General features: G+C 63.3%; 9 protein-coding genes. 7 read left to right on the forward strand and 2 right to left on the reverse strand.

Annotated elements, in window-relative coordinates:
* Positions 1-270 precede the first annotated feature (270 nt).
* Genes VHD36_01380 through VHD36_01390 form a run of 3 tightly spaced genes read left to right on the forward strand, consistent with a single transcriptional unit; the run spans position 271 to position 2,972 of the window.
* Positions 271-660, forward strand: a complete 390-nt coding sequence (locus tag VHD36_01380; GenBank protein ID HVU85940.1) for a GNAT family N-acetyltransferase — start codon at positions 271-273, stop codon at positions 658-660.
* Complete coding sequence (locus VHD36_01385) at positions 654-1,316, forward strand: hypothetical protein (GenBank protein ID HVU85941.1); 663 nt, start codon at positions 654-656, stop codon at positions 1,314-1,316. The genes VHD36_01380 and VHD36_01385 overlap by 7 nt, the downstream gene beginning before the upstream one ends.
* 60 nt (positions 1,317-1,376) lie before the next feature.
* Positions 1,377-2,972 (forward strand): hypothetical protein, encoded by a 1,596-nt coding sequence (locus VHD36_01390; GenBank protein ID HVU85942.1) that lies wholly within the window; start codon positions 1,377-1,379, stop codon positions 2,970-2,972.
* Between the two features lie 25 nt (positions 2,973-2,997).
* Here VHD36_01390 and VHD36_01395 read toward each other — a convergent pair whose 3' ends face one another.
* Entirely contained in the window at positions 2,998-3,492 is a 495-nt protein-coding gene (locus tag VHD36_01395; protein ID HVU85943.1) for a helix-turn-helix transcriptional regulator, read from the reverse strand.
* A 329-nt stretch (positions 3,493-3,821) separates the two neighbouring features.
* On the opposite strand from VHD36_01395, the gene VHD36_01400 reads away from it, so the two are divergent.
* Positions 3,822-4,121, forward strand: coding sequence for a hypothetical protein (locus VHD36_01400; GenBank protein ID HVU85944.1), 300 nt, complete (start codon positions 3,822-3,824; stop codon positions 4,119-4,121).
* 55 nt (positions 4,122-4,176) lie between these two features.
* On the opposite strand, the gene VHD36_01405 is transcribed toward VHD36_01400, so the two are convergent.
* Positions 4,177-5,004 carry a 3'-5' exonuclease gene (locus VHD36_01405; protein HVU85945.1) on the reverse strand — a complete coding sequence of 276 codons (828 nt, stop codon included), beginning with the start codon at positions 5,002-5,004 and terminating at the stop codon, positions 4,177-4,179.
* Positions 5,005-5,180: 176 nt separating this feature from the next.
* On the opposite strand from VHD36_01405, the gene VHD36_01410 reads away from it, so the two are divergent.
* The 3 genes from VHD36_01410 to VHD36_01420 are packed head-to-tail and all read left to right on the forward strand — an operon-like array spanning position 5,181 to position 11,994.
* Positions 5,181-8,522 carry a transglutaminase family protein gene (locus tag VHD36_01410; protein ID HVU85946.1) on the forward strand — a complete coding sequence of 1,114 codons (3,342 nt, stop codon included), beginning with the start codon at positions 5,181-5,183 and terminating at the stop codon, positions 8,520-8,522.
* Complete coding sequence (locus VHD36_01415) at positions 8,519-11,074, forward strand: circularly permuted type 2 ATP-grasp protein (protein HVU85947.1); 2,556 nt, start codon at positions 8,519-8,521, stop codon at positions 11,072-11,074. The genes VHD36_01410 and VHD36_01415 overlap by 4 nt, the downstream gene beginning before the upstream one ends.
* The gene (locus VHD36_01420) at positions 11,071-11,994 is read left to right on the forward strand and encodes a transglutaminase family protein (protein ID HVU85948.1); all 924 of its coding nucleotides are present in this window, start codon (positions 11,071-11,073) and stop codon (positions 11,992-11,994) included. The genes VHD36_01415 and VHD36_01420 overlap by 4 nt, the downstream gene beginning before the upstream one ends.
* Positions 11,995-12,160: the final 166 nt, after the last annotated feature.

Raw genomic sequence — 12,160 nt, forward strand, 5'->3', positions numbered from 1 at the left:
ACGGTGATCAGCGACCCGGCGATCGAGACCACGACCACGATCGCGCCCAACCCGCACACGCACCAGACGCCGACCCTGACGCACGACATGAAATATCACACGCCGCAGTATTTTGCGCTGTGCTACATCATGAGGGTGAATTAGCGGGCAGTAGGCAGTAGGCAGTAGGCAGCAGGCAGTAGGCAGAGACGACAAGGCCGCACCTACGGTGCAGCCGTTAAACGGTCCGGGCGTTCCTCATTCATCACTCATCATTCATCGTTTTCCGAAATGCGTATCGTCATCACAGGCCCCGACAGCCGACCCGTGCGGCCGCGCGAGCCCAACCTGTTCGCCGAGGCCCTGGCCGAGGGCCAGGTGATCGGCCGCTTGTGGTGTCATCATGCCGAGGGGCGCGTGAGCGTCGAGTATGCCTACGTCGAAGAAGCGTATCGGCGCCGCCGCGTCGGCCATGCCCTGATGTACGAGCTGGAACGGCGCTACCCGGGGCTGACGACTTCCGAGGCGCAAGGGATCGGCTGTTCGTCGATCCCGAGTTGGTTCTTTCTCCGCGCGCGGATCATGGCCGAAGGGCCGTACGCCGGCCGGCCCGACCTGGGGGAATACGTGTCGGACGTGCTGGAAAATGCTGACGCCGCGCAGGAGGCGCCGCCATGCTGAGCCGGCTGCTCGATTGGCTGGGCGTCCGCTACGACTGCGTGAGCGACGCGGCCGGCACTCCCTACTTCCACCGCTGGACACTCTTTGGTAATCGGTGGTGTTCGATACTCTTTCATAAGCTCACGGCCGGCGACGAAGGGCTCGAGGGAAATTACCACGATCATCCGTGGTGGTTCCTGTCGCTCAAGCTGTGGAACGGCTATCGCGAAGGGATCTTGGCAGCGGACGGCACCGTGCGTTATCGCCGGCACTGGCCGGGGACGCTGCACTTCCTGCCGGCCGAGACGCCGCACCGCGTCGAGCTCCTCGCCGGCCGGCCGGCCTACAGCCTGGTCCTGACCGGCCCCGTGCGGCGCAATACCGTGTTCTACACGCCCGAGGGGCCGAAAGAATGGGGCGAATACATGCGCTGGATTGTGCGACAGCGCGCGGAGGCTGGCCCGCCGGGCCGAGCGCATGCTGAGGGCGCGCCTGCGGCGCGGCCGTTAAACGGCTGTCCCGTAGAAACGCCCTGTCCTCGTCGCCACGGCAGTCCCGTAGGGACGCCCTGTCCTCGTCGCCACGGCTGTCCCGTAGGGATGCCATCAACCCGTGAGGAGATTCATGCCATGTCAGCGAGTATGACGAACTTCCTGCTCCTCACGCATTCGACTTAACCGCCGAGCTGGCTCGGCGCGGAACCATTCCGAGAAACCATCCAACGCAAAGGAACAGCCATGCGACGTCGTCCGTTGACCTCGGCTCTCAGCCTGCGGCATGCGGCCGCGATGATGGCACCCAGCGTGCCAACTCCTTTGAAGTACCTGAGCTTGTTGCAGCTCTATATCGACGCCGGCTACACGGCCACGATGTCGTTTTGCAAAGGCGCGCAGTTCGTGGCAGCGGGATCGCAATATCTGCAAGCCGCGCATTCCGCGTCGATCGATTTCAGTACCGGTACCAATGCCAACAAGTTCTCGGTCGAGTTGTGGCGCAATACGACGTCGATCGGCACGCAGCGGTGCTATATCTCGAAGGATCTCGGCAATACCGCAGGTAAGCACGGTTGGGCGATCCGCTCGTCGGGAACGATCGGACAAGAGAGCCAGGTCGAATTCTGGATCTGGAACAACACGGCCAATGCCTATGCCGGGATCGTCACGACCAATGCGCCGGGCAACTGGTCGAGCTGCGTGGTCACAGCTGACCTCACGGTTCCGACGGTGAACATGTATTTCGACGGCTCGACAACGCCGGCCACCACTACGCCAACGGTCGGCACGCTGGCGGCGTTGGCCACGGGCCAATCGGCGCCCCTGTTGCTCGGCGCGTGGAACGGTTCGGGCGGCATCGCGAATCTCTATGACGGCGTGCTGGCCAGCGTTCGCTTATGGCGCGAAGTCATTCCGACGGTGATCGTGCCATTGCTCTTCAATGCCGGTTTTCCGTTGAGCTATGCCCGCTTGACGGGTGGCCAGAAGACCAATCTCGTCGCCGCCTGGGACCTGACCGAAAGCGGCGGCACGCGCAGCGATGCAACAGCAAACGCGAACCATCTGGCAGAGCAGAATGGCCCCCTCGCCCAGGCGCAGCTGTGTACATCGCTCGACGACCGCGGGCCGAGCGGATACCAGTTTTTTGCACCGCGCTTCAACTACGCGCCCCTCTGGATCGCTCTATCTCCGCTCAACAACCTGCCGGCGCTGCAAATGTGCGGCCAGCATTGGATGCGCGCCAGCGCGCCGGGATTCGGTCGCAATCTTCTTTCGGGCGATATTTTCACGGTCGTCCGCCCGACCGACCTGTCGATCCTCAACTTCGACTATTCCATCCTCACGGCGGACAAAGAGACCTACGACGGAAACTTCACTTACATGTTCCCATTGTTTTATAACTCCACTCTTCAGTTACGTATCCGCCGCGACGCCGCCACGGCGACAAACGGGCAGGTTCGTGGCACGACCACGGTTACTACGGGAACCACATACGTCACCAATCAACGCGGTTTTGGCGCCGGTGGCACGGCCAGCCTTGCATACCGCCTCAATGGCGTCGCCGACCCGATCGATCCTTCGTTCGGTAACTTCGCTGCCAACACCGGCAACACCCAGAGTCAGTGGTATGCGACACTGGAAGGGGTCGATTCGCTCATTCTGGGTGGACTGAACTACGACTCGGGTTCTCCCCTCGAAGGGCCGTATACCGTGCAGGACCGCTTCGTGGGTTACCTGTCTACCGTGCTCATTTATGGAGGCACCGTGGCCAACGGAAGCCTGACGGATGCTCAAAACCTGGATGTGGAGAATTGGGCGCGGCGGCTTGCGAACGTATAAGCACGTTTGCATCGCGTACACGCGATCAAGGATCGGCTTTGGCACGCTGATAAAACAGTTCCAGGATGCCCGCGATGACGTCCGCTTGTTCGGTCTCCAACAGTAGCGCAAGTTTGTCGTGCAGCTCGCGCTTACGATTGATGGCCTCTGCGGCGCGCAGCGCGCCTTCGCTAGTCAGCGCCCCGCCCATTCCCATGCGGCTGTACAGCTCGTCGAAGTCGGCAACGCACCATTCACTGAATAGCTCCGGACGGCTGTCCAATAATTCATCCACGGTTGGATTCGTATGACGATCGAACTGTTTCCGCCCCGCCAGAAGTGGGCTTTGGAAGAACTCGTTCGTCTCGACCCCCAATCCCTGCGCCAACTGATGCAGGGTCCGCGCGTGTGGTTTGGAACTGGCACCGGCCAGAATGCTTTTCACCGTACGCTCGTCGAGCCCTGTGCGCCGTGCAACGTCCAGCACGGTCAGGTCGAGCTGCGCCATCAGACGCCGGAGATTGTGGGCGAAAGGCTGCATGGAGGTGTCAGGCTGCGTGGTCGGCGTTGTTGGCGCGGGATTTATGCCCTTTTTGCGTTGACTCAGGTAAGTGTACTAATGTATACTTCAGGCAAGGGCAGAGGTCCAGACGTTTCACCGTCAGAAGTTGGACGAAGACGGCTCGACGACGAGACAATCGCGTGAGACGGGCGCACGGCGCCGCGGCGTTGCGCCGACAGGGGCGGTGCGCACCGCGACGTCCGGGGAACAACTGCGCGCGACCTTGAATCCTGCCCTGCGCCTCATGAATTGGGTGGGTGACTCATCTCGTGGGGCACAGCCACAAACGCACGTAAGGACATGGGCGAATGACGATCAGAACTGCGACCGCGGAACGATACAGAATCTGGATCGCGAAATTTCAAGACTGGCAGCCGCGATCGTGGCGCGATCTTCCGCGCGAGGCGGTTGCCGTCGAGTTGGCTGAGTCCGGCTGTTTCAGCGCGAACGATGCGCTCGCCTATATCGAGGGTTTCAATCGCGTAGCGATCGGCCGATCGGATCATCGCTGGGCGGTTGCCATGCCCGTGATCGCGTACGAGGGGGATCCCGCGCCCGGGGAGCTTATCTTTCCGCGGAAGACCGCCATGGCGCCATCGGCCGGCTAAGGTCGCCGCGTCACGTGCCGCCGCAGCGCGCGCCCGCTTATCGAAGCGCCGTGCGTCATTTTGTCTTCGCGCCGCGGGGCCAAGGGTCGGGCCAGTCTCCCCAGCGGTCGAGATACATGCGGTAGGCGCGAACTTCGCCGGCCCGAGCGGTGAGCCAGGACTTGGTTTCGGCGATGATTCCCTGCTCCTCGTCCAGCGACAACCGTCCCAGCAGCACGCGAGTGCGCAAGAAGACGAAGTACGTATCCAGCACGTCGCATCGGCAATAGTCGTGGATGTCGCTGACCTTTCCGGCATCAAAGAGGTCTTGCACCATGTGCCCTTCGACATCCATTTTGCCGGGCTTGCCGAGCAAATTGGCCGCCAGGTTCAAACCACCGGTAAAGCGCGTGCTGCCGAAATTCGTCAGCAATTCTTGCAGGTCAATATGGGCCTCGAGGTTGTAGCGGTTCCTCGATTGCTCGAAGCTCTTGGCGGTCAGATTGAACCAGCCCGGCACGCTCAGCCCAAAGCGAAAGGCCGACAGCTCCAACAGTGGCAGATCGAAGGTCCGTCCGTTGAAGCTGACGAGCGTCGGCCGGCCGTGCTTCTCCCAGCCACGCCAGAAATTCTCGGTGATCACGTGCGGCCGGGATTCCGCCTCGTCGAGCACGGCCATGTCCTGCAGGCGGAACTCCGCATCGACTTTGGCCACGGCGATCGACGTCGGAAGGTGATACGTGTAGGGAACGAAGTCGCTCTCGTACTTTGCCATCAGCTCCTTGCGGTATTTCGTCACCGCGGCCTTGGCCGACAGCTTCTCGCCCGGATAGATCAACCGCGCGACGAGATCACCGTCGGCGATGCTTTCGATATCGAAGACGAGATAACGCGTCGCAGCCATGTCGAGCCCATCCCTGCATAAGCTGAAGAAATACCGACCGGCGTCGCACATAATCACGCAGCGCCAGGCGCATGCGCGACTACACCCTTGCTTGCCTTTCGGCTACACTCGAACCAAGCGAATTGGAGCAGGCGGGCCATGAGCGCACAAGGCACATCAACGGCAGTTATCCAATCATGGCCATCCGAGTTGCGCTGCACCATGAAACGCGTTACGATTACGACCGGCTCGTCGCTCTCTCGCCGCAAATCATCCGGCTGAGGCCGGCGCCGCACAGCCGAACGCCGATCTTGAGCTACTCGCTGAAGGTCGAGCCTGCCGAACATTTTGAAAACTGGCAGCAAGACCCGCACGGCAATTTTCTTGCCCGACTCGTCTTTCCCGAGCGCACCCGTACTCTCGACATCGCGGTGGACTTGATCGCCGAGTTGACGGTGATCAATCCGTTCGATTTTTTCATCGAATCGTCGGCCGAGATGTTTCCTTTCGAGTACGAACCGTGGCTCGCCCGCGAGCTGCGCCCGTACCTGGAACTTGAGCCGCCTGGCCGCCGTTTCGAGGCGTACCTAAGCGCGATCGGTCGCCCCCGGATGAAGACCGTCGATCTGTTGGTGGCGCTCAACCAGCGCCTGCAGCAGGACGTGCGCTACCTGATTCGCATGGAGCCAGGCGTGCAATCGCCCGAAGAAACGCTCACTCTCGGTTCGGGCAGTTGTCGCGATTCGGCGTGGCTGCTGGTGCAAGTCCTGCGGTGTCTGGGCCTGGCGGCGCGCTTCGTGTCGGGCTACCTCGTACAGTTGGTGCCGGACGTGAAGCCGCTCGACGGGCCGGCCGGCGCTGCGGCTGACTTTACCGACCTGCACGCCTGGACCGAGGTGTATATTCCCGGCGCCGGTTGGATCGGGCTGGACCCGACGTCGGGGTTATTGGCTGGCGAAGGGCACATTCCGCTTGCCTGCTCGCCCGACCCATCTTCCGCCGCGCCGATCACGGGCGGCGTCGAGGCGTGCGAGACGAAGTTCTCGTTCGACATGACGATCAGCCGGATCCATGAAGATCCGCGCGTGACGCGCCCGTATACCGACGAGCAGTGGGCGCGGATCGAGGCTCTCGGTCACGCCGTCGACGAACGGCTGGCCGCGGGCGACGTGCGCTTGACGATGGGAGGCGAGCCCACGTTCGTATCGATCGACGATATGGACGGCGCCGAATGGAACACCGCGGCCGTCGGCCCCACGAAGCGCCGGCTTTCCGAAACGCTGGTCCGCCGGTTGCAAGAGAAGTTCGCTCCTGAAGCGTTGTTGCACTTCGGCCAGGGTAAGTGGTATCCCGGCGAATCATTGCCGCGCTGGGCGCTGGCGTGTTATTGGCGTGCCGACGGTCAGCCCGTGTGGCGCGATGCGAGCTTGATTGCCGAGGAAGGTAAGAAGTACAAGCACACGGCCAAGGATGCCGACGAGTTTGTCCACCGTGTCGCCGCGCATTTGCACGTCGACAACAACTGGATCGTGCCGGCCTACGAGGATCCGTGGCATTACCTGGCCAAGGAACGCCATCTGCCGATCAACGTCGATCCGCGCGACCCGAAGCTGTCCGACGCCGAAGAGCGCGCGCGCATGGCACGGGTGTTCGAGCGCGGCTTGGGCGCTGTGACGGGTTACGTCCTGCCCCTCGAGCGTCAATGGTGGCAAGGCAAGCCGCGCTGGCGGAGTGGACCGTGGCCGGTACGCAGCGACGCGTTGTTTCTGTTGCCGGGCGACTCGCCGCTCGGCCTGCGCTTGCCCTTGGAAGCGCTGCCGTACTTGCCGCCATCCAGCCGTCAGGGCATTTATCCGCTCGATCCGACGGCGCCGCGGGGCCCATTGCCCGACTATCCGGGCCGCACCCCGCAGCCCGAAATCCCGGCCGCCGGTCGCGGTCGCGGAGCGGACGAATTGCACGACCAGCGGACGATTCGTGCCGCGACGCCCGAGTTGCTATCGACCGAGGTCGTGCGCACGGCGCTGTGCGTCGAGCCGCGCGACGAAGCGCTGCACGTTTTCTTGCCGCCCGTCGAACAATTGGAAGATTATCTCGATCTGGTGGCGGCGATCGAAGCTTCGGCCGCCGAGATGAAAGCGCCGGTCGTCGTCGAGGGATATCCGCCTCCCTTTGATCATCGTCTGCATCATTTCAAGGTCACGCCTGACCCGGGCGTGATCGAGGTCAACACGCCCCCGACGCAAACCTGGGGTGAGTTGGTCGACATCACGACGACGCTGTACGAAGAAGCGCGGCAAACGCGGTTGGGCACGGAAAAGTTCGCATACGACGGCCGGCATACCGGCACCGGGGGCGGTAATCACGTCGTGCTCGGCGGCCGCACGCCGATCGACAGCCCGTTCTTGCGCCGGCCCGACCTGCTGTGCAGCCTGGTGACCTATTGGAACAACCATCCGGCGCTGTCGTACCTGTTCTCGGGGGCGTTCATCGGGCCGACGAGCCAGGCGCCGCGGGTGGACGAAGGGCGCCGCGATGCGATCTACGAGCTCGAAATCGCTTGCGCGCAAGTCCCCGACCCCCGGCGTTCCCAGGGCCACGAGTGTCCGCCGTGGCTGGTCGATCGCATCTTTCGTAATTTGCTGGTGGACGTGACCGGCAATACGCACCGGGCCGAGTTTTGCATCGACAAGCTGTACTCGCCCGACAGTGCGACGGGCCGGCTGGGGCTGGTGGAATTCCGCGCGTTCGAGATGCCGCCACACGCCCGCATGAGCCTGACGCAGCAGTTACTTTTACGGGCTCTGGTAGCGCGATTCTGGGAGGAACCGTACCGCGAGCAACTGGTCCGGTGGGGAACGACATTGCACGATCGGTTCCTTTTACCCTATTTTGTTCAGCAGGACTTTCGGGACGTAATTCTCGAAACCCGCCGGGCCGGTTTCCCGCTTGAGGCGGAGTGGTTTGCCGCGCATTTTGAATTCCGCTTTCCGCTCGTCGGCACGATCGTCCGGGACGGAGTGCAATTAGAATTGAGACAGGCGATCGAGCCGTGGTACGTGCTGGGCGAAGAGCCCGGCGGCGGCGGTACGACCCGCTATGTCGATTCATCGGTCGAGCGGATGCAGGTGCGCGTGACAGGGATGACTAACTCGCGACACATCGTGACGTGCAATGGGCGCCGCCTCCCGTTGCGCCCGACCGGCGTCGAGGGAGAATTCGTCGCCGCGGTGCGCTACCGCGCCTGGCAGCCCCCCAGTTGTCTGCACCCGACGATTGCGGTGCACACGCCGCTGGTGTTCGACATGGCCGACGCCTGGCAACAACGCAGCCTGGGAGGTTGCACCTACCATGTGGCGCATCCGGGCGGGCGCAACTACACGACCAGCCCCGTGAACGCCTACGAAGCTGAGAGCCGCCGCGCGGCGCGCTTCTTCGCCAGCGGTCATACGGGGGGCCAATGGTCGGCGCCCTCGGAACCGATCAATCCGGAATATCCGCTGACTCTCGATCTCCGCTGCGTCCCTAAGGAAAGATGAGCGCATCGCTGGACAGCACGACGGGCACCGACGGCGGGCTGTTCAACGGCTACACGCCTTTGCACGGCGCTTTCGATGAATACCTTGCAGCCCCGGGCGTCGCGCGCCCCCACTGGCGCCCCTTCGCCGAAGCGCTCGCTTCGTTCGGCACCGAAGAGTTTGCGCGACGGCGCGAGCAGGCCGTGCGCTTGGTGCACGAAAATGGCTTGATGTACAACGCCGTGGGCGATCCGGCCCAGGCGGCGCGCCCCTGGGATTTGGATGTCTTGCCGGTTCTCATCGCGGCCGAAGAATGGCGCCGTATTACACTGGGGCTGGTGCAGCGGGCGCGGCTGTTGAATCGCGTGCTGGTCGACCTGTATGGGCCGCAGCGCTTGCTAACCGAAGGCCTGCTGCCTGCCGAGCTGTTGTTCGAGCACCCCAATTTTCATCGCGAATTGCACGGCCAGCAACCGCCGCGCGATCTGTTTCTGCATTTCTATGCCGCTGACCTGGCCCGCTCGCCGGATGGGCGCTGGTGGGTCGTGGCCGATCGCACGGATGCTCCGCTCGGGGCCGGATACGCGCTGGAAAACCGCATCGTCGTTTCGCGCATGCTGTCGAGCGTCATTCGCCGCACGCGCGTCGAACGGCTGGCGCCCTTTTTTATCGCGCTGCGTGAAACCTTGCGCGAGCTGGCGCCCAAGCAGACCACGAACCCGCGCATTGTGCTCTTGAGCCAGGGACCGCACAGCCCGCATTATTTCGAGGACGCGTACCTGTCGCGTTATCTCGGCTATACGCTCGTCGAATCGGGCGACCTGGCGGTCCGCGACGATCATGTGCTGCTCAAGACTTTGGGCGGGCTGTTGCCGGTGGATGTGATCTTTCGTCGTCTGAACGACGCGAACGCCGATCCTTTGGAATTGCACGGTGATCCCGCGGTGGGCGTGCCCGGGCTGCTCGAAGCGGTTCGCAACGGCAACGTGGCGGTCGCCAACGCGCTGGGCAGCTCGCTGATCGAACCCAGCGTTTTCATGGCGTATTTGCCGAGCTTGTGCCGGGCGCTACTGAATGAAGAGTTGTACATGCCGTCAATCGGCACCTGGTGGTGCGGCGATCCGGCAAGCCTGGCGCACGTCGAGCAGCATCGAGACGACCTGATCGTAACCTCGGCATTTCGCCGCAGCCGGGCGCAACTGGGAAGCGGCGCGATGAAGGCCGACGCCGTACACGAAGCCGCGCTGGCCGCGCATCCGGCGCGCTATGTCGCGCAAGAGCGATTCGGTCGCTCGTGCGTGCCGATCGCGACCGATGCGGGGCTCGCACCGGCACACATGGCGCTGCGCGTGTACCTGGTCGCTTCGGGGAACTCGTACGTCACGTTGCCGGGCGGGCTGGTGCGCGTCTCGCGCGAGGCGGCGCAGCTCGATCGATCGGTCCTGGGCGGCGAGGGGAGCAAGGACGCCTGGGTACTGGCCGAAGGGCCCGTGCGCGAAGTCACGCTGCTGACGCCGGCCGGTCAGGCCATCGAGTTACGCCGCAGTGGCAACGAATTGCCCAGCCGTGTGGCTGATAACTTGTTCTGGCTGGGTCGCCAGATCGAGCGCGCCGACGGCTCGGCACGGCTCTTGCGCACGATTCTCAGCCGTTTGACGAGCGAACATGAAATCGCCGGGCTGCCGGAGTTGAATCCGCTTTTGCGCTGCCTGGCGGCGCTGGGGCAATTAGAACCCGGCTTTGTCATCGAAGGAATCCGCCAGCAGTTGCCCGCGATCGAGCGTGCGCTGCCGGCAGCCGTTTTCGACGGTATGCAGTCGGCCAGCCTGGCCTCGAACGTCGCCGCCGTGCACCGGCTCGGGTCGCTCGTGCGCGATCGTTTGTCGGTGGACAGTTGGCGCATCATCCATCGCATCCACGAGGAGTTTCAACTGCTGTCCACGAGGTCCGCGGTCGGGTTGAGCGATGTCCTGATGCTTGCCAATCGCATGATTATCGACCTGGCGGCCTTCGGCGGTCTGGTCGATGAGAGCATGACGCGCACGCAAGGGTGGCGGTTCCTCGATATCGGCCGGCGGCTGGAGCGCGCCTTGCACACCGTGACACTGGCCCAAAACATTCTGGTCGATATCGGCCCGCAGGACGGACCGGTACTCGAGGCTTTTTTGGAAGTGGCCGACAGCGTGATGACGTACCGCTCACGCTACCTGGCGACACTGCAGCCAGCGCCGGTGCTGGACCTGGTTCTGACCGACGATACGAATCCGCGCTCGGTTGCATTCCAACTGATGACGCTGGCCGATCACGTCGAGAACCTGCCGCGCGAACGGTCCCAGCCGCTGCGCAGTCCCGAACAGCGCATTGTCCTCAGCCTGCTCACGGCGGTGCGCATGACCGAGGCCGAGACTTTGCGCAAGCTGCCGCGCCGAGGCGAGCGCACCAAGCTGGACCGGTTGCTGGGGCGATTGAATGAACAACTGCCGCGATTGTCCGATCTGATCGCGCACAAATACCTGGTCCACGCCGGCACGCCACGGCAATTGGCCGAAGGTTGGTGGGACGACGAGCGATGAACTACCAGATCAGTCATACCACGACGTACGAGTACCACGAAGTGGTGGCCACGTGCCAGAACGTCGTACACTTGACGCCCCGCGCCGTACCGCGGCAAACCTGCCATCAGCATCGCCTGGTGGTGAAGCCGTCGCCCACGGGGATCAATCGGCGCACCGATTATTTCGGCAACCCGGTCGCGTTTTTCTCGATCAGCGAGGGGCATCGCAAATTGAGCATTACGTCGATGAGCCGCGTCGAGGTGCGTCCCACTTCCCTGATGGCGACCACGGATTCGCCGCCTTGGGAGAGCGTTCGCGACGCGTTGCCGGCCGACCGCGGCGCGCACGCCGTGAACAACTATCAGTTCTGTTTCGATTCGCCCCACGTGACCCGCAGCGATGAACTCGCCGCCTACGCGGCCTCCTCGTTCGGTGCCGGTCGGCCGATCCTTGAAGGCGCGCTCGAGCTGACGGCGCGCATCCACAAGGACTTCACCTACGACCCGCAGGCCACCACGGTACACACGCCGATTGCCGAGGTATTCGCGCATCGCCGCGGCGTGTGCCAGGACCTGGCGCACGTGCAAGTCGGCTGCTTGCGATCGCTCGGTCTGGCTGCGCGTTACGTAAGCGGTTACTTGCGAACCATTCCGCCGCCCGGCCGGCCGCGCTTGACGGGCGCCGACGCTTCGCACGCCTGGGTCGGCGTGTATTGCGGGCCGCTCGGCTGGATCGATTTCGATCCGACGAACGACGCGCTCGTGGACACGCATCACATCACGATCTCTTGGGGCCGGGACTACGCCGACGTATGCCCGATCAATGGCGTCTTCGTGGGCGGAGGGCAGCACGTGATGACGGTTTCGGCCGACGTCGAGCCGCTTGATAGCGAGGGACTGGCGCAACCCGCTAGCGCCCGCCGCGATGGCATAAAATGACGAGCGGACGAAAAAGCGAGAAAATCTAGGGACTCTGGAATTTGCAGGGGCCGCGGTTTTTTGCGGTAACCAGTCAATTCCGCTCCCTCCGGTAGCCGAGTATTTCCACAGGGCCCAACAGCGACAAACTCGCCACGGGGTGCTAGCAGGGTCCGACCTTGGCCAT

It is taken from the genome of Pirellulales bacterium (assembly GCA_035546535.1).
In the GTDB taxonomy this organism is placed as follows: Bacteria; Planctomycetota; Planctomycetia; order Pirellulales; family JACPPG01; genus JACPPG01.